The organism is Bacterioplanoides pacificum, assembly GCF_042648445.1.
GTDB lineage: Bacteria > Pseudomonadota > Gammaproteobacteria > Pseudomonadales > Oceanobacteraceae > Bacterioplanoides > Bacterioplanoides pacificum.
In genome coordinates, this window is the sequence record NZ_JBHRYB010000013.1 from 208,320 (window position 1) to 232,313 (window position 23,994).

Genomic DNA, 23,994 nt, shown 5'->3' on the forward strand with positions numbered 1-23,994 from the left:
CGAGCAGAAACATTTCTGGTCGGGCTTTTTCGTGTCGGAAGTAAAAGCTATCAGACTCAGTGCTTTTTGCGCTTCTCGGCTGACTGCCTTACTTTCTGGCGCTTCTGCTGACGTACAAACTGCTCTTTTTCTTTACCGATAAGACGCTTGGTACGCTTACGCTCCAGCCCCACCAGATCAGCCAGATCATTGACTTCACGTTGTTTTAATTCAACCCAGGTACCTACCGGAATATTGGCCGGCATAAAGATACAGCCATAACGCACCCGCTTCAGACGGCTGACCTCAATCCCCTGACTTTCCCATAAACGGCGAACCTCGCGGTTACGGCCTTCCATCACAACAACGTGATACCACTTATTCTGACCTTCGCCATCAAAAAACTGCACATCGGTAAAACGTGCCAGCCCATCTTCCAGCATAACCCCCTGCTTCAGCCGTTCGATCATGGCGTCATCAACCTCACCACGCACCCGGACGGCATATTCACGATCGATTTCCGACGATGGATGCATCAGCTTATTGGCCAGATCACCATCGGTGGTAAACAGCAACAAACCACTGGTGTTAATATCCAGTCGGCCAACGTTAATCCAGCGCTCATTTTTGGTTTTCGGCAAGTGATCAAACACCGTCGGCCGGCCATCCGGATCATTACGGGAGCACACCTCACCCACCGGTTTGTTATACGCCAGCACCCGCCGGGTACGACCCGCTTCATCCAGCTTAACCGGCCGGCCATTCACCCGCACATCATCCAGGCGGTGTGCACGATCACCCAGCTTTGCGGTTTCACCGTTCACAGTAACCTGCCCTTCCGCAATCATACGTTCCGCTTCTCGACGGGATGCCACACCCGCCAGGGCCAATAATTTCTGTACTCGTTCTTTCATAAATTCACTTAGTTAACATTCGCTTGTTGCTGAGGTGCTGTAGCACATCAGCCAAATAAACTGGGCCCGGACGGTGACGTATCATCGTCATCATCTGGTTGCTCTTCCTGCTGCTCTGCCAGCAGGGCTTTTTCTGCTTCAATTTCCTGCTGAATCAATAACTCTTCAGCGAGTGCTTCGGCTTCCAACCGCTCCTGCTCCAGCCTTTCCTGCTCATCAGCATCCTGCTCCGCAGTAGGCGGCATGCCAAGCGGGTCATCATCCGGGACATGATCAACGGCTTCCGGCTCTGCCCCAAGGCTTTCACCCTCGTTGCCTGCGGTTGCCTGTTCGGCGGCGATCTCCGCCAGAATTCGGTCCTTAATAGCCTGCTGTTCGGCCAGCAGCCTGGCCCGCTGAGCATCCTCCAGTGTTTTTGGCGCATCCTGATGATTGCGCTCCTGATCGAGGTCAGTCACCGCCATCTGTTCTGTGACACTAGCTGCACCAGACTCCGGCGCACCGAGTGCCGCCACCGGCTCTGTAACAGCGGTCTCATCGGTAACAACAGTCTCATCGGTAACAACAGTCTCATCGATAACAACAGTGTCTTGAGCAACAACCGCATGACCGCTAACACCGTCGCCTTCAGCAGCATCCTGCACGGGCGGCTCACGACCCTGCTCAGCGTCTTCCAGACGTTTTAACAGGTCACCCAGATCCTGCGGTGTCTCTGCGCCATCCTGTTCGTCCTCCGGACGAGCAAACACATTAGCTTCCACCCGCTCCACCAGCGCTGCGGCTTTGGCCAGGTCGTCTTCGGTGGCATCCAGTACACTGGCACCGCGCTGCTCCACTTCTTCTTCACTGCTGAAGTCGTATTCTTTTGGTGTTTCCTGACGTGCCTGAGCGTCTTCACCCAGCTCCAGCTTGCGGTTAGCATCATCCAGCTCACGGATTTCCGCCAGACTGGGCAGATCTTCCAGACTTTGCAGACCAAAATAATCGAGGAATTCTTTGGTGGTGGCGTACATCGCCGGACGCCCCGGCACATCACGATAACCAACAATCCGCACCCAATCCCGTTCGATCAGGGTTTTCATCATTTGCGAACTGACCACCACACCCCGGACATCTTCAATATCACCACGAGTGATGGGTTGCCGGTAAGCAATCAGGGACAGGGTTTCCAGCAGAGCGCGGGAGTAACGCTGGGGTTTCTCTTCCCACAGGCGTGCCACCCAGGGCGCCACTTGCGTGCGCACCTGCAAACGATAGCCACTGGCGACTTCGATCAGCTCAATTCCGCGACCAAGCAAATCCTGCTTAATTTCGGTCAGCGCCTGCCTGAGCTCGGTGCTTTTCGGCTGTTCATGGTCGTCAAACAGACTCTGCATGCGCTCCAGTGACAACGGGCTGCCAGCGGCCATCAGGGCAGCTTCGAGAATATTTTTTAACGGCGGTCGTTCCATAAAGAGTGTCTCACGACGGTCTTAATTATCACGGCTGGTATAAACAACGACAGCGGCGTTATTTATTCATCCGCAGGTTATTCATCCGCTGACTCATCCCGCGCCTGGCGATGAGGACTGATGGCTTCCCGGGTTTTTACATGAATGGCGCCGAAAGTATCCTGCTGCACAATATCAATCAAGGACTCTTTCACCAGCTCAAGTATGGCCAGAAACGTGACCACTACCCCCAGTTTACCTTCCTGCGGATCAAACAGCGATTTAAAGGTAGTGAAACTGCCACCTTTAAGCTGATCAAGCACCTGGGTCATGCGCTCGCGGGTCGATAATTGCTCGCGCTGAATTTCATGATGCTCAAACCGCTCGGTGCGTCGCACAACCGCGGCAAAAGCCAGCATCAGCTCCTTCATATCCACTTCCGGATGGATACGCTCCTGAATACGTTCCGGCGCATCCACATCCGCCAACCAGGTATCACGCTCCAGACGTGGTAATTCATCCAGATTTTCCGCGGCACTTTTAAAGCGCTCATATTCCTGCAAACGACGAATCAGTTCCGCGCGCGGATCCTCTTCTTCCTCGTCTCCGCTTTCTTTATTTCGCGGCAGCAACATGCGGCTTTTGATTTCCGCCAGCATAGCAGCCATCACCAGATATTCACCGGCCACTTCCAGCTGCATGGCTTTCATCATATCGATGTATTCCAGATACTGGTCGACAATATCTGATACGTTAATTTCGAGAATATCGAGATTCTGCTTACGAATCAGATACAACAGCAGATCCAGTGGTCCTTCGAACTGCTCCAGAATCACTTCCAGTGCATCCGGCGGAATATACAGATCGAGCGGCAGCTGAGTCAGCGGCTGCCCCTGCACCAGTGCAAACGGCATTTCCTGCTGACCGGGCCGGGTCTCATCGATGCCGGCTTCCGATGCTCCGGACGGCTCTGCGGTTGGTTGTTGTGTCACAAATAATCCAGCCCTACGGCTTCCCGTACTTCTTCCAGCGTGTCGCGCACTTCGTCCCGGGCTTTTTCCGTACCTTCCACCACAATACTGCGCAGCAGATCACGATTCCCTTCGTATTGACGTGCACGCTCCCGAATCGGCTCCTGCTCGGCAATAATCGCATCGATCACCGGTTGTTTACATTCCAGGCAACCCCAGCCGGCAGAACGACACTGAGTCTGCACCCGCTCACGGGTTGCTTCATCGGAATAGGTCAGGTGAAACTGCCACACCGGGCATTTATCCGGATCCCCCGGATCACTCAGCCGAATCCGCGCCGGATCGGTTGGCATAGTACGCACTTTTTTACTGACTTCATCCGGCTCCGCCCGCAGCGGAATCAGGTTGCCGTTCGACTTCGACATCTTGTGGCCATCCAGCCCCGGCAAGCGTGATGCATCGGCCAGTAACACCTGCGGCTCCGGCAGAATGGTTTTACCGGTTCCTTCGAGATAGCCCAATAAACGCTCGGTATCCGCCAGCGTCAGGCTGCTCTGTTCTTTTACCAGTGCCTGCGCGGTTGCCAGGGCTTCGGCATCACCCTGAGAAAGATAGGCGCTGCGTAACTGGGTATACAGTCCCGCCACTTTTTTATTCAGCTTTTTGATCGCCAGCTGCGCATTGGTCTCGAAACCGGCCTCACGACCATAAAGATGATTAAAACGCCGTGAAATTTCGCGCGCCAGCTCGATATGCGCTACCTGATCAGCCCCCACCGGCACTAACCCAGCGCGAAAGGCCAGGATATCGGCACTCTGCAACAGCGGATACCCCAGAAATCCCAGGGTGCTTTGTTCTTTATCGCTCAGACGTTCCTGCTGATCCTTAAAACTGGGGACACGCTCCAGCCAGGTCTGAGGAGTTACCATCGACAACAACAGATTAAGCTCAGCCAGCTCAGGAATGCGACTCTGGATAAACAGGGTGGCAGAGCCAGGATTAATGCCCGCCGCCAGCCAGTCGATCAGCATATCCCAGGTGGAATTGGCTATATCACCACTGCGCTCATAATTGCTGGTCAGCGCGTGCCAGTCGGCAGCGAAAAAAAAGCAATCGTATTCGTGTTGTAATTTCACCCAGTTTTTTAACACACCATGATAATGGCCCAGGTGAAGACGACCCGTTGGTCGCATTCCGGATAACACTCGCCTCTGCGGGTCGACAGAACTCAACGTCTGTTCCTCATAGTCACTACGAAGCCGCTAGTTTACCGCGCAGCCCTTACAGATAACAGGGAAATTGACCGCAAACCCGGCACTGACGGTGACAGCCACAAGAACTTTATGGTACAAACGTACAACATAACAATGATAATACTGATAACGTCATGAATATCGCGGATACTTCCATGAACGATCTTTACTTCCGGCAATTAACTGACGCCCTGCAGCACGCCGGTATAGCACGGCCAACCCTGCTGGTTGATAAACAACGGCTGGATCGCAATATCGACCATCTGCTGAGCGCCATTCAGCCTCATTACCAATACCGGATTGTCGCGAAATCGCTGCCATCAGTCGGCATGTTGCGTTATATCATGAACCGCGCCGGCACCCACCGCCTGATGAGTTTTCACCTGCCGTTTTTAATGCACGTTATTCAGCAGATTCCGGAAGCCGACATCCTGTTGGGTAAACCCATGCCCATCAGCGCGGTACGGTGTTTTTATGACTGGCAGGCGCACAACGTCAGCGATTTCCGGCCAGATAAACAATTGCAATGGCTGGTTGACTCCCCCCAGCGGCTGCAGCAATACCAGCATTACGCCGAACAACAGCAGCAACCGCTTCAGATTAATCTGGAAATCAATATTGGCCTGAATCGCGGTGGTTTTAATCAGGACAACACCTTCCGCCAGGCGCTACAACATATTAAAGAAAGCCCCTGGTTAACCTTGTCGGGCCTGATGGGCTACGAGGCCCACGTCAGCAAGATACCGGCGTTTTTAGGCGGTGCAGAAAAAGCCTTCCGCATCGCCATGCAGCGTTATCAGCATTGTGTCGACCAGGCCGTGGATGTTTTCGGCCAGCAGGCAGTCAGTAACATGTGCCTGAATGCCGGCGGCAGCAGCACCTACCCTCTGTACCAGGGCAAACTGCCGGTGAATGAAATCGCCACGGCCTCCGCACTGGTCAAGCCAACCGACTTTGATGTATTCACCCTGGAGCATCATGACCCAGCTGCCTTTATCGCGGCACCGGTATTAAAAGATGTCAGCAACCCGGACATTCCCATGGCCGGCTGGTTGTCTGCCATATTACGCAAACTCGGATTATCAGCCCCGCGTGGTGTATTTATTTATGGCGGTAACTGGCTGGCACAGCCGTGTTACCCGGCGGACAGCAAACGCTCGGATATCCTTGGCCATTCCAGTAACCAGGAGCTGTATGAAGTGCCTCCCGGACACCCGCTACAGATCGATGACTTTATGTTTTTCCGCCCCACTCAGAGCGAAGCCGTGTTGTTACAGTTTGGCGATATCGCGCTGCTGGATAGTGGCCACATCAGCGAATATTGGCCGGTTTTTCAATATCCCAGCCAGGAAGTTGTCGTAGCAGACAGCACCGCAACCACCAGCCACTGATTATTTAAGGAGTTTTGTGTGACTGCCGTTATAACCGCCCTGATCTGTTTACTTTTTCCTGCGCTGTTAATTCTGTTATGCCAGAACAGCCGCCTGCTAGATAAAATCGGCGTTGTGGTACTGGCCTTTGGCACAGGCATCGCGCTCAGCGCCGGACTGGACTTACCCCAGCTGATTGGTGCCGAAACCCTGACCGGTGTGCAGACCCAGTTATCCGAAATTGCCATTGCACTGGCGTTACCCTTGCTGGTGTTTTCCATTGATGTAAAACACTCGCTGAATATGGCGGGCGACACCATGAAAAGCATGGCCGTTGCGCTGTTTTCCGTCATGCTGATCAGTGCCTGTGGTGCATTTTTATTTCAGCACAAACTTGATCATATCTGGCAGATTGCCGGCATGTCGGTGGGGGCTTATACCGGTGGTGGCCCGAATATGGCCGCGATCAAAACCGCGATTGAGGCCGATCAGGAAATTTTTGTCACTATGACGACTTACGATATTTTATTATCGGCACTGTACCTGATGTTTGTGATGACGCTGGCCAAACCTATTTTCAGTTTATTATTACGGCCATTTGAATCCAGCGGCGTGCACGAAGACTCACACCACGATCATAAGTTTGCCCACCTGGCCGATGAAACAGCGAATAGCTATAAAACCCTGACTCAGGTTAAAACCCTGCCGCAAACACTGCTGGCATTAGTGGTTTCTGCCGTGTGTGTCGGCGCCGCGGTGGCGATTGCCTCACTGTTTCCGCAAAGCATGTCATCCGCCGTAACCATTATCTCCATTACCAGCCTGGGCCTGGCAGCATCCTTTATTCCTTATGTACGCCAGCTGGCTAATAGTTTTCAGCTGGGCATGTATCTGATCCTGGTATTCTGTTTCACCATGGGAACCATGACCGACACCAGCATTATTACCAATTTAAACCTCGATCTGTTTGCCTATATCGGCTTTATTCTGATTGGTTCGCTGATGTTACAGGCACTGATCTGCAAATTACTGAAGATTGATATCGATACATTTTTGATTACCTCTTCAGCCGCCATTATGTCGGTGCCTTTTATTCCGGTGATAGCCGGTGCGTTAAAAAATCGTGAAATTATTATCCCCGGATTTGCTGCGGCAATTGCCGGCTATGTGATTGGTAATTATCTCGGCGTTGCGGTTGCCTACGCCACCCGTAGCCTGGTTGGCGGCTGATTCAGGCAATGAAACTCCGTCATAAGACTATCCTGCTGGTTGGCGCCTCCTCCGGCATCGGCCGTTGTGTCGCACTGCAGCTGGCGCAGCAACATAATCGGCTGATATTAGTCGCCCGGCGTCAGGCAGAGTTACAACAGCTGGCTCAGGAGGTTGAGGCACTGGGTAGCCGGGCACAGGTAATTGTTTGTGACGCAACCTGTGAAGAAGACGCTGCACGAGCCGTTGCAGAGGCAATACGACACCATGGAAGCATTGACGTCGCGTTATTAAATGTGGGCGATGGGCCAGCATTTAATATGGCAACGACCAGCGCGACCGACATCCGTCATAATATGAATGTTAACTATCTGTCACTGGTGAATTTTTTAGTGCCGCTGATTGCTCATATGAAAACCCGGCAACAGGGATTAATTGCTCACACAAACTCCCTGGCCGGTTTTCTCGGACTGCCAATGCAGGGTCCCTATTCCGCGGCAAAAGCCGCCGCCCGCATATTAATGGATGCCTGCCGCCTGGAACTGAAAAACGACAACATTCATTTTGTGTCTTTATATCCCGGCTTTGTTGCGACCGAACGTGTAGCCAACGACGGCATTCCCTCACCGCTGGAAATTTCTGAAAGCCGTGCTGCACAACATATAATTCACGGCATGGAAAGCGCTAAAACCGATCATTTGTTCCCGGCCAGCAGCCGATGGCTCATCCGCCTGGCGCTGCTGTTACCCAAAAAACTGACCGGCTGGTTGCTGCTTAAATACCTGCCAGCCGATTATTAAACACGACAATATCGCTTATACTGCTGCGCTACGGAGGTATTGTCATGTTAAATCGCTGGAAAACCCTGTCTGAATTTAATCACCTGGAACTGGTATGCCATGAGCCGGACAGCCAGGCAGACAGCTGCATTATCTGGTTACACGGCCTCGGTGCAGATGGTTATGATTTTGCGCCATTAACACCGGTTTTACGCCAGAGCTGCGACTTACCAGGATTACGGGCGATCTACCCGCATGCGCCACAACTGCCCGTCACCATTAACGGCGGCGTTAATATGCCCGCCTGGTACGATATTCTGGCGGCATCACCACGACGTACCATTAACAGCCAACAGTTTAATCTGGCGGTCGACGCCATTCAGCGCCTGGTTCAGCAACAAGTGGATGCCGGCATCCCTGCAGAGCGTATTATTGTTGCCGGTTTTTCTCAGGGCGGAGCCGTGGCTTATCAGGCAGCACTGGGATGCCGGCACACCCTTGGCGGATTGATCTGCTTGTCGACCTACATCGCAACCGACCTCAGTATTCAGCCGGCCAACCAGCAGTTACCGATTTTCCTGGCTCACGGTACTCAGGACATGGTGGTGCCGGTGATGCTTGGCCAGGAAGCCTGCGAAACCCTGCAACAGCAAGGTCTGACACCAGAGTGGCACAGTTATCCGATTCAGCATGAAGTCTGTGATGCCGAACTAGAGGAAATCGCGGCGTTTATTCGCCAGTGCCTCGGCTGATACCTTAAACCGGGCAGCCTGCTCATTCATCCGCTGCGACAGCTCACGCTGTTCGGTTGAGGTTTTACGCATAAACTCAGACGTCGCGACCGTATGGTCAGCAATATTGTGAATATTGCGCATGCTGTCACCCAGCTCTTTATTGGTGGCAACCTGCTGCTCTGCAGCCGATGCAACCTGATCGGCCATATCCTGAATATCCTGAATCGCTTTACGAATGGCATGCAGCGCACTGTCGAGCTTGCCCGACATCGCCACACTTTCTTCCACCGCCGATTGAGACTGTTCCACGGCTTTAAAAGCCGCTTCCGATTCCTGCTGGAATTTACCGATAATACTTTCAATTTCCGCTGTCGATTCCTGAGTTCGTTGCGCCAGCGTGCGCACCTCATCGGCCACCACCGCAAACCCACGTCCCTGCTCACCGGCGCGGGCGGCTTCAATAGCGGCATTCAGTGCCAGCAGGTTGGTTTGCTCTGCGATGGCTTTAATCACATTTAACACACCACCAATGGCACCACTGCTTTCATGTAATTCACGGATTGTGGCTGACACCTGACCCATATGCTGATTCAGCTGAGAAATCCTCTCAACGCTGTGCTCCACCACATCCCCGCCTTCGTGAGATACCTGGCGTGCCTGCTCAGAACGATCAGCCACCGTCTGGATATTATTGGCAATTTCCCGGGTCGCCTGCTCCAGTTCGGTTACCCCAACCACCACACTTTCCGTTTCCTGTTGTTGCACCTGCATACCCTTACTGCTGAGCGACACAGTGCAGTGATTCTGGATGGAAATCAGCTCCAGCTGATGCGACGTCAGGTCCATTTCACACACTAAATCAGAGATATTATTTAACATCTCATTTAACGCTTCAGCGGCATTACCTAATTCATCATGCATAAAAACCCGGCTGCGGCTGTCGAGCCGGAATTCACGCCCGGCCTGGTGCATCGTTTCCGAAACTTCGATGATCTGACGGTACATTAATGCCGACATCCACCAGGCAATCGTAACAGTCACAATCAGGGTAACAGCCGCAACCAACAGAGTACTCCACATGGCGGAGCGAACCTCAGCTCCGGCTCGCCTGGCGCTGGCTAACATGGCATCTTTAAACTGGTCTTCTAACGTTTTCAGCTGATTAATCCGCGCCGTTGACGCGGCAAACCAGCTGGCGGGCTCAATATTAAAACCGCCATCACGCTGAAATTGATGAGCAATATCGCGGTAACGCTGTACTTCCTGTTGCTCCGCGCTCTGCAAAAACGCATCAAATTGCTGTACCGAACCCGGATCGGCAAACAATCGGTAGTTTCCTAAAAAAAACCTTTGCCCGGCCACCAGTTCAACAAAACGGGCATACAATCCGGGGGCGAAAGCATCACGACCAAAGGCATTACTCAATACCGCCCGCTCAATACCAGAACGTTCTTTACCCTGCAGAAAATTATAATAGGCCTGTAATTCACGAGACATATCACCGTCGCGGGTATAACGGGTAGCAATGGCTGGCACACTGAGCAAATGGCCGATATTGCTGGTGTAATAGCTGAGTACACTGGCCAGCTCGGCCTGTTGCTGAGTCACTTTACCGCGCACCTCAGCCAGCTGACTCAGCCCCTGACGAATCTGCTCCAGCTCCTTCATAATCGCCGGATAATTCTGGTAGTCATTGTTCTGCAGCCAGCTCCGCCACTCGCTCAGACGCTGATCCGTCAGCTGTCGTTGTTGTGGCAGAGCATCCGCAAACTTTTTACCAGCACTGCCCAGATACCCGGCCGACATGCCACGCTCTTTCTGTAACTCATGAGCCAGAGCGCTGTTAACCCCGGACAGCTGCGCCAGCTGAGTGATATGGTCCATGGACGTGGCACCATCCAGATGACTCTTCAGCAACATGCCCTGAAATAACAACAACGCGACTAACGGCGTCAGCAGCAGTAATAAAAATTTATGTTTCACACTGGCGTTACGCAGGAAATCCATATACTCCCCCCTCCCTCAATACATTCAAACTAGCTGGATTCATACGGCCTGCCAGTTCCGTTCTGACAGATACGACAATTTTCTTATTCTGCAGCCTTTGCCCCGGAACGCAGCCAGGCCTAAGCCTCTAAACAGCCTTGCCGACTTCTGCTACCATAGCGGCCGTTTTGCATCCAGAAACCCGCACTGCATCAGAGGAAATACGCCTTGATTACCATGTACGGCATCAAGAACTGCGAGCTATTTTTGTGAGTTAAACCATATAACCACTTCAATAGCTAAAACCGTCTTTTAGTCATTCTAAATTCGATGCAAGCCAAGATCGAACTCCATATCCAAAGTCCTGATGGGCAACACTGATAATGTCTCTTTGCCATTCGGGCGCTGGCGCATACATCATGTTTTCCCACTGTTTTTCTGAATACAAAGAATCATATTGTCTCAAATAGTATTGAGCAGATGACGTTCCCTGAGCTTGCAAACGATAGAAATCATCGGCGTAAGCCTTCGTAGCAATTGATTCCTGCTCGCCAGAAACCTTATCCAATGAAATCTGATGCCTGCCCTCATAGGTCGACATCCTCAGAGATAAAGCTTTAACACCGCTATCAGAACTATCAGTAATGTCTGTCAGTGCAGAGAGTTCGCCTTGGGTAACGGACAGATTCTCCTGGAAAGCATTTGTCAGAGGTGTGAGTGCTTCAAGTGCTTTATACATCACTTCCTTTTCTTTATCAGATAAAGGAGAGTCAGACGTAATACTAAACTGAATATCTCTGGCCATCCCAACATGATGAGTCGATTTATCTGCCAAATTATTCTGATTGTAACGATCATATACAGACACAGTGATCGAAAGCTTATTTCCACTTTCGGTTGCCATTCCTAACGAGATATTGGTTTCGGAGCCAACCCTCATTGGCGCAGCTCTTCTGTTAAGGTAACCCACCACATCTCCCTGCATTGAAAGTATGGGGGAAACACCATGAAACTCCCCTAATTCCACACGACTTTCAAATACTGTTGAAAGTGAATCGTTATTGCCTGCACCAGTTAAGCGAGCAATACCGGACAGATCTATCTTTTGAGATGCTGCCTTATCAAGCAAACTTTTCATTACCTCATCACCAAGCACTTCAGAACCTCCCTTCACAGAGGCCAGAGTGATGCGCTGAGCCAAAAAATCATCAGCAGGAACGCTTGAGTTAAGGTCTTTTCGAACAATTTTCCCGGCTTCAGGAATAACGGTCTGGAGGTCGCTGTAGATTTTTGGTTCGACGGCTGCTGCTAATTTCTCAGGAGGAGTAATAGTAACAACAACGCCACTATTCATGCCTTTCGAACTCTCCACCATCTGGCGGATTTCTTCCGCTGACCGCTTCTCTGACGTTACAGCAGGATTATCAGGTTTAAACTCTCGCGGTTTAAAAACGTTGAAATAGTTCTGAAAATCGTTTCCCAGTGAGGACGCTTCCATGATCACTCCTTTGTGCGCTTCTTGGTACACAATCTATCTATGATCATGAGGATCATATCCATAGATATTTTCAGCCCGGGATGACACCTGTTTCAAAACAGCATCCAATGGATTTAGCTTACCTTGATTATACGCATCAATCGGTTGCCAAATATGGCTAGGGCCTCGGTTAACTTGCCTTATTTTTGTATCGTTCATCAATTCACGTCTCCGAAGAACATCAGACATATTTTCCATGGAGATATCGTAAGAACCGATGCCATGTTCACTCATACGCATCTCTGGCCCTCGGCTTGCAGCACCCCGTTCTACAATATTTTCGGCAAGATTTTTCATATAATCATCGACGCCGTACTCTTCCAGCACACCCGTGATCGTTTCAATCTCACGCTTTGTTAGTTGGTCATCCCCTTCAACAATTAATAACTCGCCGTCTGCGTCCACAGTAAAGTCCCAATCTTTTTCCAGCAATGATGGATTAGATCGAAGAAGATCGGACTGTACATCGGCATACACATTACGCATATCATATGTGGTCTCAACAATATGCCCCCATGCGTTATCAGCACGCTGGGTGGTCTGGTCAGAGCCAATGCCTGATCTTCTGGCAAGGCAGAGCGAACGATATCACCCTTATAGCTTGGCTTTGCAATGGACAACTCCGGCCCGTCTGATCGAGACACATTTTGCCTCGGCTGGGGCGCTTCTTTCGGCACAACAGGGGCAAGGTTAGTTGTTGAGATAGAATCCATTACTCATAGCTCCATGCAGATAGCTGACATAGAAGTCACTATCGGCAAGTACGGAGAGATCTTTAGATGAATTTCACTATTTTGGGGATCACCTCAGAGTCCACTTCTGCTACCATAGCGACCGTTTTGCATCCAGAAACCCGCACTGCATCAGAGGAAATACGCCTTGATTACCATGTACGGCATCAAGAACTGCGACACCATTAAAAAAGCCCGAAAGTGGCTGGAAGAAAACGGTGTTGAATACCAGTTTCATGACTACAAAAAAGACGGCCTGAGTGAAGCGCAGCTGGACAGCTGGCTGGATGAACTGGGCTTTGAAGCTCTGATCAACAAACGTGGCACCACCTGGCGCAAGCTGCCAGATGACGTAAAAGACAATATGGATCGCGATAGTGCGAAAGTTGTGATACTGGACAACCCGTCCATCATCAAACGTCCGTTACTGGACACCGGCTCCCGGAAAGTACTGGGATTTAAAGCCGATGAATACCAGGCTTTGTTCAGCTGAACAAAGCCCCTGCTTAACCCAAAACCTTATACATTCTGAGGATACCCAATGAGCACATTTGCCCTGGCCATCGGCGTTGGCACTAAAAACAGCAAAGGCGAGTGGTTAGAAGTTTTCTATCAGCAACCTTTATTAAATCCAGCCAGCGAACTGGTCGCGGCTGCCAAAGATACACTGGGTTATGAAGGTGGCAATCAGGCCATCGAAGCTGACGGTGGTGAACTGACCGCCTTTGCTGATGCGATCGAAGCGACAGATGCGGCCCAGGCAGCATTAGCCCGCGCCTGTACCGAAAGCCAGAAGCCGGTTGTCATTACTATTCTGGAAGCTGACCAGCAGTCGGCCAGTACGCCGGAAGTGTACCTGAAGCTGCACCTGTTATCTCACCGTCTGGTTAAGCCACACGGCATCGATCTGTCTGGCATGTTCGGCCTGCTGCCCAACGTGGCATGGACCAACAAAGGTGCTATCGATCTGGCCGAACTGCCGGAGGCACAACTGCAAGCACGTTTAAACGGCGAACTGTTATCCGTCAACAGCGTCGATAAATTCCCACGTATGACTGACTACGTGGTACCAAGCGGCGTTCGTATCGCTCACACCGCTCGTGTCCGTTTAGGCGCTTACATCGGTGAAGGCACTACCATCATGCACGAAGGTTTCGTCAACTTTAATGCCGGCACCATGGGTGTTTCCATGATTGAAGGGCGTATCTCTGCCGGTGTTGTGGTTGGTGATGGTTCTGACCTGGGTGGCGGTTGTTCCACCATGGGTACGCTGTCCGGTGGCGGTAACATCATCATCTCTGTCGGCGAGAAGTGCTTACTGGGTGCTAACGCTGGTATCGGTATTCCACTGGGCGATCGCTGCACCGTAGAAGCCGGCCTGTACATCACCGCGGGCAGCAAGATCCAGGTTCTGGATGACAACAAACAAGTGGTTGAAACCGTTAAAGCACGCGACCTGGCGGGTAAATCCGACCTGCTGTTCCGCCGTGATTCTATTACCGGCGCACTGCAATGTGTTACCAACAAAACCGCGATTGAACTGAACAACGAATTACACGCCAATAACTAAGCCATATAATTCGCTGCCATAAAAAACGCCCGACTGTTCAGAAAACAGCCGGGCGTTATTATTTACCCGTTAACTGAGCGGCTGCCAGCTGCCCCAGGATTTTAATCGCCTGCTCATGTTTATCGTTCCAGGGCACTGCCGTACTGATACGGATATAGTTGGAAAAATGCCCGGTATTGGAAAACAAGTCCCCCGGCACCACGACAATAGACTCCTTCAGCGCGGCGTAATGCAGCTCCATAGCGTTCACATCCGGCGGTAAAGAAATCCATAAAATAAATCCGCCTGACGGGTCGTTGATTTTTGTTCCCGGCGGGAAATACTGGCGTACCGCCTCACTGAAACGCTGCATATTAGTGGCCGCTTTCAGCCGGAACTGACGCAAATGGCGGTCATAATGGCTGTTTTGCAAATACGACAACATGGCATATTGCGATAAGCTGGCCGCCGAAAATGTGGTAAAAGTCTGACGTTGCATCACCGCATTTTTCCAGCGTCCGGGAATACACCAGCCAACCCGTAATCCGGCCGACACCGTTTTAGAAAACGACGAACAATATAATACCCAGCCGTCATCGTCGTAGGTTTTTAATACCGTATTGGGGGCCTGCTGCGGGCCACGATGATTGGGGAAACTGATATCACCATAAATATCATCTTCGATGATCGGTACCTGATACTGGCGCGCCAGGGCTACCAGCTGCTGTTGTTGTGCCGCGGGCACCGAACAGCCAGTCGGGTTGGAGTACCGGCTGCTCAGTTCGATGGCCTTGATCGGCCATTGCTGTAACGCCAGTTTTAATGCTTCAACACTGATACCGGTTTGCGGATCAGTGGGGATTTCAATCACCTTCAGCCCCAGCAACTTGGCAGTTTGCAGGAAACCGTAATAACAGGGAGATTCCACTGCCACCAGATCGCCGGGTTCAGTCACCGCCCGCAGACACAGCGTTAGAGCCTCGGCACAGCCGTGAGTCACCACCAGATCATCGCTGTTACAACGAACACCCACATCGCGCATGCGTACACTGATCTGGGCCCGCAGCTCCTCAAGACCGGGAGAGAAACTGTAGTCCAGCACCGCAGCGGTCTGGAAACGGCTGACCTTCTGAATATGAGTTTGTAACGCCCGCTGTGGTAACCAGCTGATATGGGGAATGGCGGCGCCCAGATTGACCGTAGCGGGCTGATTGATGCGGGTCAGCATCTGGTTGATAAACTCAGCGTTGGTCACATCGCGCGGCTCATCCCCCAGTGACAAAGGTGGCCGTTCGCTGGCATCAGGCATAACCTCCGAACGAACGTAATAGCCCGACTGTGGCCGGGCCTGAATCCAGCCCTGATCCTCCAGCCAGCCATACGCCTGAGTCACCGTAGAAATGCTGACCGCGTGTTGCTGCGCCAGTTTACGGACACTCGGCACTTTTGCCCCGCAGGCGTAAACACCGTCGCGAATATCATCCGCCAGCTGATCAGCAAGCTGCAGATATAAAGGTTGTTCGGCCTGGCGTTGTAACATGGCATCTTCCTGTCGCGGGAGGGATCAAAAACGATATGTTAGCCAGATAACTGTACTGACACCCGTTACAGTTTATGCCATATCAGCCAGTACAGTTACAACGCATCCAGCGCTGCGCGTAAACCGTCGTCCAGTTCGTAAGGATCGACTAATAACGCCTCTTCTTTCAGATTGGGAAACACCACTAACAGTGTTTCATCCTGCTCCAGCCCCGGCGTCCAGCGCTCCAGCCAGACATCCAGTGCAACCGCTCTGGGCTGACAATCGCTCCACTCACCGTTACACCAGGCCTCGGCGTATTGTGGATGTGGCCAGACCGGCAAACAGTTTTCGCCCTCTTCAGAAGAGATAGTCACCCATCCCTCATCGTTGGCCAGACTCCAGATTTCGCCGCTTTGTGCGGCTTTTTTCAGAAACAGTTCATAACGTTTGTTGTTCGATAACTTCAGGCTGGCCTGATAATCTTTCTGACTCAGGGAATAACTCATAATAACTCGGGAAGGAAAAACGAAAGGAAACAGAAACCCGATTATAGCCGCGATCAGAACCACGACGCTATCACCCTCAGCACGGAAAACAAAAACAGAAGCAACAGTACAGTTAGCCGTCATCCATAGCAGTACAGTGATGACAAACCGTCTGCTGTACTGCCATTGTCGACAGCCACTGCCTCTGCCATTTACTGCGCCAAAAACTCACACTGGATTACCGCTCAGCACTGCGATTGAGCGTCAGGCCGGGAGGCCCAATTACACCCGGGAGGTAATCCAGATGATCAGCAATACAGTTAACCTGAAACAACAGCACTCAGATCGTTCCCACGGAACGCTGCAGGCGTTATTTGCCGTCATGTTATTTTCATTAACCGTGCCATTCACGCAACTGGCACTGGCCGATTTTCAGGCCGCTTTTATTGCCAGCAGCCGGGCATTAATAGCCGGACTGCTGGCCTGGATAATTATTTACAAACACGGCTGGAAAATTCCCGCTGCCCGGGTAATTCCCTGGTTATTATTAGCCGGCAGCGGCGTAGTGATTGGTTTTCCCTATTTATTAAGCCTGAGTCTGACTCAGGTGAGCGCAGCCGATATGGGGGTGGTGTTAGCCGGACTGCCATTAACCACCGCATTAATGGGCGCCTGGATCCAGCACGAACGCCATGGCCCCGGGTTCTGGTTAGCCGCCATCAGCGGCGGCTTATTATTGGCCAGCTATGTACTGCTCAACACGGGCGGGTCAGCAGTCTTTGACAGCGGCCACCTGGGGTTATTACTGGCAACCCTGCTGATGGGCGGAATTGGCTACAGTGCCGGAGCCAAAGCAGCAACGCTGATCAGTGGCCCGGCGGCGGGCTGGCAAACCATCTGCTGGACGCTGCTGCTGTACCTGCCAGTATCGGCTTTCTGGTGGGGAAACAGCTGGGCAGATCAGGCCGCCAGCACCGGGCCAATCGCCGACACCTCAATCATGGCACTGCTGTATCTGATTCTGATCAGTCAGTTATGGGGCTTTAAATTCTGGTATCAGGCACTGGCTGCTCACGGTGTTGGCCGCATCAGCCAGCTGCAGCTGTTGCAACCATTTTTTACCCTGTTGTTCATCAGCCTGCTGTTACAGCAAAGCATTGGCTGGTTACAACTGCTGTTTTGTTGCCTGATTGTTTTCTGTGTCTGGCTGAGTCAGACGATTCGGAAATAATCCGCTTAACGGGCTTCCACATTAATAAAGCCCGTTAATATCAGGCACTGTTTTTTAATACATCCTTGTCTTTGTTCGCGCCGGACAAGCTGGCATTGTCAGAATACGCCCGCTTGGCGATCGCCATTTTTTGCCATTGCTCAATATGTTCGGGCAGTGGCTGCTCAGGCTGGGCAATATTCAGCAAGGCCGCGACCGCGGCCGGCGAGGCCAGCTTCCCTTGTTGCAGGAAAACGGCTTTTACCAGGCCATAGGCGTGAATTTTGCCATCGGCAATAAAGCGCTGCTCCATATAAATGTATTTTTCATCCCAGCCGAGATAACAGGTTTCCACCTCAAAGGTTTCAAATAACCGCAATTCGCGGATATAACCCATCTCGATACCCGCCACAATAAAGTTCAGCTTATTCGCCAGCATCTTATCCCAGGTCGCGGTTTGCACCGGATGATCCCAGCGGGCACGCTCCATAAACACCATATAACGAGCGTTGTTAATGTGCATATTAAAATCGATATCGCGTAAACCAACACGAAAACGACGTTTAGTCGGCGCAAAAAAATCTTGCGCCGCAAAATCGCGGCGTTGCTTGTTTTTACGATTGAGATAAACAGAACGGATAATTTCAGTAATCATGGGAATATCAGGTCACGATGGCTGAGAATGGGGAAACAGTTGGCGCGCAGTGTACAGATTTAGCCTCGGCTGTCACCCCTCTGCTCACTAACTGCGGTCTTTCCTGCCAGCTATGCCGGAAATGACCGACAATAAGACCACAGATGACCGATACAACTTACGCTGAATCTCCACGACGAATAGCCACCCGAGCCAATACCGGGCCAACAATATCAAATAACACGGTCGAGCTGACCACAACAGATAACAACACCTGACGATACTGCGGAAATTCCGCCGCGGCCACCAGTGCCATCCCAATCGGCACCCCGGCCTGAGGCAGCAGCGCCAGGCCCATCCAGTGTTTAACCGCCGGACGCGAACCCGCCAGTTGCGCTCCGATTAACGCCCCGAGATATTTACCCGCAGAGCGACCCAGAAGGTACACCAGACCCATCAGCCCCAGAGCCTGTAATGCCTCAAACTCCAGCGCACTGCCAGCCAGGATAAAAAAGATCACCATAAAAGGTGCCTCAATATCCTCAATGGCATGAAACGGATATTCGTGATGTTTTGCCAGATTCGCAACCGTGGCTCCCACCGTCATAGCCGTAATCAGGTAAGAAACTTCCAGCCAGATCGCCAGCCCACCACATAAAAAAACGATGCCCAACGCTTCAATCAGGATTGGCTGGCCAGGACAGGCACGACCGGTTAAATAGGCCGCCGGTAAACCAATTGCCACTCCCAGCACCAGCGCAATAACAACTTCCCGGGCCGCTTCCATAAAAAAATGGGCATCCAGACCGCCGCCATTTAATGCTGTTACCGCTGACAAACCGACAGCAAATAATAACAAGGCCCAGAAGTCATCGATGGCAACGATCGATAACAACAACCGTCCGAACGGCGATTCGGTGGCACGTTTTTTATTAATTTCCTCCACCACATCCAGCAGCGCTGCCGGTGCCGTGGCGGAGGCGATACAACCCAGTAATAACGCCAGTTCCGGCGAAACACCAAGCAGCCATAAACAGCCGGCAACTAACAAGGTGGTAAAAACCGCTGCCACCGCAGAAATCCAGAACACCTCCGTTGCCGACTGACGCAGCTGCTCCAGCGTTAATTTTCCACCGATCAGAAAACCAACCATGATCAACGTCATTTCGGCAATTAAATTAAAATGCTGGCTGAAGCCTGGCGGAATCAGGTCAAAGCCTTCCGTGCCGATCAGCGCACCAAAAATCAGCAGCAGAGTCACCCGGGGTAAAAAAGTGCGTTCGGCCAGAGTGGTGGTCAGCAGCCCTAATAACAATAAACCGCCTAAAGTAGAAAGAAATAACGCCGACGTTGCCATGATCTGAGTTGTTAAACCGATTTTATAAAGTTGTTGTTACATAAATAGCAAAATAAATGAGAGGGCTCACGCAGCTATAAAAAAGCCCTCTTACGAGGGCTAATGGATGCGTTTACTGAACCAGCTCACTGATCACCAGTTTAATCAGCGCCGGTTCTTTATTACTGACCGGGGTTTTTTCCACCTGCCAGTCACCGGCCTGTGCAACCGGCTGGCCGGATTTAGATACCCGGGCCACCAGCGTAACCTGATCATAAGATGACAGATTCATCCCTGGCATCATCGCCTGAGCGTCACTCAGGGTAATCACTTGTGGTAAGTCGGCTACCGTCAGCCGTTGTGCCGCCAGTGGCATCGCTGGACCCGACACCGCTTTTGCCAGCACAAACACGGTATCCTGTGCCTGGGCTGCCGCTTTAGCCGCAACCGAAATATCCACCAGAACTTTAATTTCCGGACGCTGCAACCAGCTCAGGTCAACCGCTTCGCCTTGTTGTGTCAGACGTTCTGCAGCACGCCGGATACCCTGCTCCAGATACGCCGCTTCCTGGCCAGCCGGCAAGCTAAGCCAGATATTTTTCCAGTGCTGAATGGCATCGTTGTAATGCTGTAATTCAAAGGCAAAAATACCTGCCAGACCCATCGCCTGACGATTATCCGGCATCAGCTGCAGCGCCTGCTGAATTAACTCATAATGTTGTGTTTCGACTTGCTGATCAGCGGCAAAAAACTGCGCCTGAGCCAGCATGGTCATCGCCGTTGCCCGGTCGGCTACCGCTTCTTCCGGTAATGCCACCAGGATATCAGCAAACACCGCCGCCGCCTGGGCAAAATCACCTTCTGCATTTAATAACCGCGCCCGCAAATAATCCCATTCAATTTCGTCGGGATTTTTACTGGCGGCCAATGCCAGCCGTGATAACAACTCTTCACGTTCAGGCACACTCAGCTGGGCCTCTGAACTTTTGCGCAGCAATTCGGTGGCACGGATTTCATTAGCCGCTCCCCAGTGCTGATACATCAGAAACGTTGCTGCCAGCGTCGCGGCAAAAAGCGACAGAGCCAGCAACCAGCGGTTTTTCCCGCCAACATCAACATCTGAGTGTTGCTGCTCATCGGCACTGGCGAGGAATTCCCGATCCAGTTCCAGCTGCAGTGCCTCGCGGGTTGACTCATCCAGATCGGAGTTTTTCAACTCGCTGCAGCGCTCCTGATACAGATGCAAATTTTCTTCACTCTGGCTGATCACCTGCACATTGCCACGGAAAAACACCGGCTTAATTAAAAACCCCAGCAGTGGAACCAGTAATAACAACAACGCCCAAATCATGACTTCTGACCTTTTTCCGATGACCTTTGCGCAGCATTTTTCAACTGCTCCAGCTTGGCTTTTTCCTCAGCGGTTAATGGCTGATTACTGGTATTTTTTGAACTGCGCCGGATGCCAATCAGTAAAATCAAACCAAAAACAAATAAGATCGCCGGACCAAACCATAATAAAAAGGTTTCTGCCCGCATCGGTGGGTTGTAACGGACAAAATCGCCGTAACGGTCGACCATATAACCCACCACTTCATCGTCGGTTTTTCCTTGTTGCATCAGTTCGTAGACTTTGTCGCGCATATCCCGCGCCACCGGTGCATTAGAATCGGCCAGGTTCTGATTCTGACACTTAGGGCAACGTAAATCCTCAGCCAGCTGATTAAACCGTTCGGTGTCCTGCTGATTATCAAACGGGTATTTATGACCTTCAACCACGGCCAGACTGAGGCTGCTGAACACTAAGCTGAATACAAAGAAAGCGGTTTTCATCATCATTCCTACTGCATCGCCTCAAACCGGGGTTTGAGTTTTTTCCAGACCCGCGGATTCAGATCTCCAACATGTTTGGCACGAATAATCCCCTGACTGTCGACCAGGAAGGTTTCCGGGGCGCCATACACTCCCAGATCCAGCCCCAGCTTGCCATCCGGGTCGGAAACGTTAAATTCGTACGGATTACCATAAGCCGTCAGCCATTGCCTGGCTTTAAAATCATCGTCTTTGTAATTAATACCAATAATACGGATGCCGTCCGCCGCCAGGGTATTTAAAAACTCATGTTCGGCTTTACAGGTCGGACACCAGGTAGCCCAGATATTCACCAGCATGGGTTGCCCCAACAGGCTTTTCGCCGATACTCCGGTGCCGCTTTCCAGCGCCTTTGCGGCAAATTCAGGGAACGGCTGATCAATTAACGGCGATGGCAAAACGTCTTTATTTTCTTTGCCAAGCCCGACCCAGAACAACACACCCATGGCGATAAAAATGCCCAGCGGTATAAATAATAATGCCCGGTTCATGCCTGTTGCTCCTGTGCTGTTATACCGGAAACCAGCTGCGCTTTAACGGCCACATCCTGTTTACGGCGGTACCGTTTATCCAGCATCGCCATCAGGCCACCCAGCGACATAAAGATGGCGCCCAGCCAGACCCAACGCATAAAAGGTTTGACCTGCAGCCGCATTCCCCAGGCACCGTCATTTAATGGTTCCCCCATGGAAACATACACATCACGCCACAGGTTGACGTCAATTTCAGCTTCCGTCATCACAGTGCCACGGGCGGTATAGCGGCGTTTTTCCGGCGTCATAACATTAATCAGGGTATCGCCATCGTAGACTTCAAAGCGGGTTGCTTCAGAGCTGTAATTCGGCCCTTCGATATGACCACTTTCAACAAATTCAAACCGGTATCCGGCAAACTCCGCACTTTCGCCCGGCGCCATTTTTACCGATTTTTCGACACTGTAATTCGCCACCATAGTGACACCAATCACACTGATACCAACACCAATGTGCGCCACAATCATGCCCAGGTAACTGATACCCAGCTTGGGAATACGACTCAGCTGGCCACGGGACTTCTTCCACACATCCCACGTGCTGGCAGCAATCACCCAGATACCCAGAGTCATGCCCAGCACCACCTGCCAGTTCATTTCGCTGGTTTTAATGATCGGCGTGGCAAACCCCAGAATGACCGACAACACAAACGCTGCCATCAGTTCTTTGCTGAGGCGTTTTGGACTGTCACTTTTCCAGCGAGACATCGCCCCTAAGCCAATAAAGAAACTCAGTAACACCGCCAGCGGCACAAACATGGTGTTAAACCAGGCCGCACCGACTGAAATTTTACCCATACCGAGGAAATCAATAATTAACGGATACAAAGTGCCCAATAACACCGCCAGTGCCGCCACCAGTAACACCAGGTTATTGCCCAGCAATGCGCTTTCGCGCGAGATCCAGTCATAACGGCCAACCGACGCTACAGTTGGCGCTTTTAAGGCATACAACAGCAGTGAGCCACCGACACAGATACCCAGCAATGCCAGTACAAACACACCACGCTCCGGATCAGAGGCGAAGGCATGTACCGACGTTAACACGCCGGAACGTACCAGGAAGGTTCCCAGCAGACTCAGTGAAAAAGCAAAAATTGCCAGCAGTACCGTCCAGCTTTTAAATAAGCCACGTTTTTCCGTTACCGCCAGCGAATGCAGCAACGCCGTTGCCACCAGCCAGGGCATCAGTGAGGCATTTTCAACCGGGTCCCAGAACCACCAGCCGCCCCAGCCCAGTTCGTAATACGCCCACCAGCTGCCGAGCGCGATCCCCAGCGTCAGAAAAATCCAGGCCGCCACGGTCCATGGTCGTGACCAGCGTGCCCAGGCCGCATCCAGCCGCCCCCCCATCAATGCCGCCAAGGCAAAAGCAAAGGCCACGGATAAGCCGACGTAGCCCATGTACAAGGTGGGTGGGTGCACAATCAGGCCAAAGTCCTGCAATAACGGGTTCAGATCGCCGCCTTCCGCCGGTGGCGATGGCAGAATACGGGTAAACGGGTTAGAGGTTTCCACGGTAAATAAAATAAAACCGACAGAAATCATGCCCATAATGGCCAGCACCCGGGCCACCATTTCCAGTGGCAGCGATTGGCTGAACCAGGCCACAGCCAAGCCCCAGCAACCCAGCATGGCAACCCACAATAATAGAGACCCTTCGTGAGCCCCCCAGACGGCGCTGATTTTATACGCCGTTGGCAGTGCGGTGTTGCTGTTGGCCGCCACATAAGCCACGGAAAAATCATCCACCACAAAGCTGTAGCTCAGGGCCAATAAACTGGCTAATAAAAATACCGCCTGCCCCGTCGCTAACGGGCGGGCATAAGCCATCAGCCACTCTCGCCGGGCCTGTACACCAACCAGAGGCACCACGCTCTGAAAAGCCGCCAGTACCAGAGCGAGAATTAAAGCCAGCTGTCCGAATTCCGGCGCAATTGCCTGTAAACTATTCATCATGA

22 protein-coding genes are annotated in these 23,994 nt (G+C 51.9%); 7 read left to right on the forward strand and 15 right to left on the reverse strand.

Annotated elements, in window-relative coordinates; all coding sequences use genetic code 11:
- Positions 1–56: 56 nt before the first annotated feature.
- The 4 genes from rluB to ACFOMG_RS12175 form a co-directional block, all read right to left on the reverse strand.
- On the reverse strand, positions 57–893 hold the full coding sequence (gene rluB, locus ACFOMG_RS12160) for a 23S rRNA pseudouridine(2605) synthase RluB (protein ID WP_376866949.1): 837 nt from the start codon (positions 891–893) through the stop codon (positions 57–59).
- A 47-nt stretch (positions 894–940) separates the two neighbouring features.
- Positions 941–2,344, reverse strand: a complete 1,404-nt coding sequence (gene scpB / locus ACFOMG_RS12165; protein ID WP_376866950.1) for an SMC-Scp complex subunit ScpB — start codon at positions 2,342–2,344, stop codon at positions 941–943.
- Positions 2,345–2,421: 77 nt separating this feature from the next.
- On the reverse strand, positions 2,422–3,315 hold the full coding sequence (locus ACFOMG_RS12170) for a segregation and condensation protein A (RefSeq protein ID WP_376866951.1): 894 nt from the start codon (positions 3,313–3,315) through the stop codon (positions 2,422–2,424).
- Complete coding sequence (locus tag ACFOMG_RS12175; protein ID WP_376866952.1) at positions 3,312–4,526, reverse strand: tryptophan--tRNA ligase; 1,215 nt, start codon at positions 4,524–4,526, stop codon at positions 3,312–3,314. Before ACFOMG_RS12175 ends, ACFOMG_RS12170 begins: the two co-directional genes overlap by 4 nt.
- A gap of 176 nt (positions 4,527–4,702) precedes the next feature.
- Between ACFOMG_RS12175 and ACFOMG_RS12180 the strand changes: the two genes are divergently transcribed.
- The 4 genes from ACFOMG_RS12180 to ACFOMG_RS12195 are packed head-to-tail and all read left to right on the forward strand — an operon-like array spanning position 4,703 to position 8,657.
- Complete coding sequence (locus ACFOMG_RS12180; protein WP_376866953.1) at positions 4,703–5,938, forward strand: alanine racemase; 1,236 nt, start codon at positions 4,703–4,705, stop codon at positions 5,936–5,938.
- An 18-nt stretch (positions 5,939–5,956) separates the two neighbouring features.
- On the forward strand, positions 5,957–7,147 hold the full coding sequence (locus ACFOMG_RS12185) for a DUF819 family protein (protein WP_376866954.1): 1,191 nt from the start codon (positions 5,957–5,959) through the stop codon (positions 7,145–7,147).
- An 8-nt stretch (positions 7,148–7,155) separates the two neighbouring features.
- Positions 7,156–7,926, forward strand: coding sequence for an SDR family NAD(P)-dependent oxidoreductase (locus ACFOMG_RS12190; protein WP_376866955.1), 771 nt, complete (start codon positions 7,156–7,158; stop codon positions 7,924–7,926).
- Between the two features lie 44 nt (positions 7,927–7,970).
- Positions 7,971–8,657, forward strand: a complete 687-nt coding sequence (locus ACFOMG_RS12195) for an alpha/beta hydrolase (protein WP_376866956.1) — start codon at positions 7,971–7,973, stop codon at positions 8,655–8,657.
- On the opposite strand, the gene ACFOMG_RS12200 is transcribed toward ACFOMG_RS12195, so the two are convergent.
- The 3 genes from ACFOMG_RS12200 to ACFOMG_RS12210 form a co-directional block, all read right to left on the reverse strand.
- Positions 8,616–10,646, reverse strand: a complete 2,031-nt coding sequence (locus tag ACFOMG_RS12200) for a methyl-accepting chemotaxis protein (RefSeq protein ID WP_376866957.1) — start codon at positions 10,644–10,646, stop codon at positions 8,616–8,618. The two genes, ACFOMG_RS12195 and ACFOMG_RS12200, sit on opposite strands and share 42 nt — an antisense overlap.
- A 295-nt stretch (positions 10,647–10,941) precedes the next feature.
- The gene (locus tag ACFOMG_RS12205; protein ID WP_376866958.1) at positions 10,942–12,123 is read right to left on the reverse strand and encodes a hypothetical protein; all 1,182 of its coding nucleotides are present in this window, start codon (positions 12,121–12,123) and stop codon (positions 10,942–10,944) included.
- 33 nt (positions 12,124–12,156) lie between these two features.
- Complete coding sequence (locus ACFOMG_RS12210) at positions 12,157–12,648, reverse strand: hypothetical protein (protein ID WP_376866960.1); 492 nt, start codon at positions 12,646–12,648, stop codon at positions 12,157–12,159.
- A gap of 393 nt (positions 12,649–13,041) precedes the next feature.
- Here ACFOMG_RS12210 and ACFOMG_RS12215 point away from each other — a divergent pair, with 393 nt between their 5' ends.
- Positions 13,042–13,386: an ArsC family reductase gene (locus ACFOMG_RS12215; protein ID WP_376866961.1), complete on the forward strand. Its 345-nt coding sequence runs from the start codon at positions 13,042–13,044 to the stop codon at positions 13,384–13,386.
- Between the two features lie 48 nt (positions 13,387–13,434).
- Positions 13,435–14,463, forward strand: a complete 1,029-nt coding sequence (dapD, locus tag ACFOMG_RS12220; RefSeq protein ID WP_376866962.1) for a 2,3,4,5-tetrahydropyridine-2,6-dicarboxylate N-succinyltransferase — start codon at positions 13,435–13,437, stop codon at positions 14,461–14,463.
- A 58-nt stretch (positions 14,464–14,521) separates the two neighbouring features.
- Here dapD and ACFOMG_RS12225 read toward each other — a convergent pair whose 3' ends face one another.
- Both ACFOMG_RS12225 and ACFOMG_RS12230 read right to left on the reverse strand, forming a co-directional pair.
- On the reverse strand, positions 14,522–15,982 hold the full coding sequence (locus tag ACFOMG_RS12225) for an aminotransferase-like domain-containing protein (protein ID WP_376866963.1): 1,461 nt from the start codon (positions 15,980–15,982) through the stop codon (positions 14,522–14,524).
- Between the two features lie 95 nt (positions 15,983–16,077).
- Complete coding sequence (locus ACFOMG_RS12230; RefSeq protein WP_376866964.1) at positions 16,078–16,470, reverse strand: DUF2750 domain-containing protein; 393 nt, start codon at positions 16,468–16,470, stop codon at positions 16,078–16,080.
- Between the two features lie 283 nt (positions 16,471–16,753).
- Between ACFOMG_RS12230 and ACFOMG_RS12235 the strand changes: the two genes are divergently transcribed.
- Positions 16,754–17,680, forward strand: coding sequence for a DMT family transporter (locus tag ACFOMG_RS12235; protein WP_376866965.1), 927 nt, complete (start codon positions 16,754–16,756; stop codon positions 17,678–17,680).
- 40 nt (positions 17,681–17,720) lie between these two features.
- Here ACFOMG_RS12235 and ACFOMG_RS12240 read toward each other — a convergent pair whose 3' ends face one another.
- From ACFOMG_RS12240 to ACFOMG_RS12265, 6 genes are all read right to left on the reverse strand, one after another.
- Positions 17,721–18,314, reverse strand: a complete 594-nt coding sequence (locus ACFOMG_RS12240) for an acyl-CoA thioesterase (RefSeq protein ID WP_376866966.1) — start codon at positions 18,312–18,314, stop codon at positions 17,721–17,723.
- A 157-nt stretch (positions 18,315–18,471) separates the two neighbouring features.
- Positions 18,472–19,650, reverse strand: coding sequence for a cation:proton antiporter (locus ACFOMG_RS12245; RefSeq protein ID WP_376866967.1), 1,179 nt, complete (start codon positions 19,648–19,650; stop codon positions 18,472–18,474).
- Between the two features lie 112 nt (positions 19,651–19,762).
- Positions 19,763–20,980 (reverse strand): c-type cytochrome biogenesis protein CcmI, encoded by a 1,218-nt coding sequence (gene ccmI / locus ACFOMG_RS12250; RefSeq protein ID WP_376866968.1) that lies wholly within the window; start codon positions 20,978–20,980, stop codon positions 19,763–19,765.
- On the reverse strand, positions 20,977–21,468 hold the full coding sequence (locus tag ACFOMG_RS12255; protein ID WP_376866969.1) for a cytochrome c-type biogenesis protein: 492 nt from the start codon (positions 21,466–21,468) through the stop codon (positions 20,977–20,979). Before ACFOMG_RS12255 ends, ccmI begins: the two co-directional genes overlap by 4 nt.
- 2 nt (positions 21,469–21,470) lie before the next feature.
- Positions 21,471–21,992, reverse strand: coding sequence for a DsbE family thiol:disulfide interchange protein (locus ACFOMG_RS12260; protein WP_376866970.1), 522 nt, complete (start codon positions 21,990–21,992; stop codon positions 21,471–21,473).
- Positions 21,989–23,992, reverse strand: a complete 2,004-nt coding sequence (locus ACFOMG_RS12265) for a heme lyase CcmF/NrfE family subunit (RefSeq protein WP_376866971.1) — start codon at positions 23,990–23,992, stop codon at positions 21,989–21,991. Before ACFOMG_RS12265 ends, ACFOMG_RS12260 begins: the two co-directional genes overlap by 4 nt.
- Between the last annotated feature and the right edge of the window lie 2 nt (positions 23,993–23,994).

Bases quoted from the DNA above. Each gene is read 5' to 3' on its own strand.
- rluB (WP_376866949.1), bottom strand. From the start codon at position 893: ATGAAAGAACGAGTACAGAAATTATTGGCCCTGGCGGGTGTGGCATCC.
- scpB (WP_376866950.1), bottom strand. From the start codon at position 2,344: ATGGAACGACCGCCGTTAAAAAATATTCTCGAAGCTGCCCTGATGGCC.
- ACFOMG_RS12180 (WP_376866953.1), top strand. From the start codon at position 4,703: ATGAACGATCTTTACTTCCGGCAATTAACTGACGCCCTGCAGCACGCC.
- ACFOMG_RS12190 (WP_376866955.1), top strand. From the start codon at position 7,156: ATGAAACTCCGTCATAAGACTATCCTGCTGGTTGGCGCCTCCTCCGGC.
- ACFOMG_RS12195 (WP_376866956.1), top strand. From the start codon at position 7,971: ATGTTAAATCGCTGGAAAACCCTGTCTGAATTTAATCACCTGGAACTG.
- ACFOMG_RS12200 (WP_376866957.1), bottom strand. From the start codon at position 10,646: ATGGATTTCCTGCGTAACGCCAGTGTGAAACATAAATTTTTATTACTG.
- ACFOMG_RS12205 (WP_376866958.1), bottom strand. From the start codon at position 12,123: ATGGAAGCGTCCTCACTGGGAAACGATTTTCAGAACTATTTCAACGTT.
- ACFOMG_RS12210 (WP_376866960.1), bottom strand. From the start codon at position 12,648: ATGCGTAATGTGTATGCCGATGTACAGTCCGATCTTCTTCGATCTAAT.
- dapD (WP_376866962.1), top strand. From the start codon at position 13,435: ATGAGCACATTTGCCCTGGCCATCGGCGTTGGCACTAAAAACAGCAAA.
- ACFOMG_RS12225 (WP_376866963.1), bottom strand. From the start codon at position 15,982: ATGTTACAACGCCAGGCCGAACAACCTTTATATCTGCAGCTTGCTGAT.
- ACFOMG_RS12230 (WP_376866964.1), bottom strand. From the start codon at position 16,470: ATGAGTTATTCCCTGAGTCAGAAAGATTATCAGGCCAGCCTGAAGTTA.
- ACFOMG_RS12235 (WP_376866965.1), top strand. From the start codon at position 16,754: ATGATCAGCAATACAGTTAACCTGAAACAACAGCACTCAGATCGTTCC.
- ACFOMG_RS12240 (WP_376866966.1), bottom strand. From the start codon at position 18,314: ATGATTACTGAAATTATCCGTTCTGTTTATCTCAATCGTAAAAACAAG.
- ACFOMG_RS12245 (WP_376866967.1), bottom strand. From the start codon at position 19,650: ATGGCAACGTCGGCGTTATTTCTTTCTACTTTAGGCGGTTTATTGTTA.
- ccmI (WP_376866968.1), bottom strand. From the start codon at position 20,980: ATGATTTGGGCGTTGTTGTTATTACTGGTTCCACTGCTGGGGTTTTTA.
- ACFOMG_RS12255 (WP_376866969.1), bottom strand. From the start codon at position 21,468: ATGATGATGAAAACCGCTTTCTTTGTATTCAGCTTAGTGTTCAGCAGC.
- ACFOMG_RS12260 (WP_376866970.1), bottom strand. From the start codon at position 21,992: ATGAACCGGGCATTATTATTTATACCGCTGGGCATTTTTATCGCCATG.
- ACFOMG_RS12265 (WP_376866971.1), bottom strand. From the start codon at position 23,992: ATGATGAATAGTTTACAGGCAATTGCGCCGGAATTCGGACAGCTGGCT.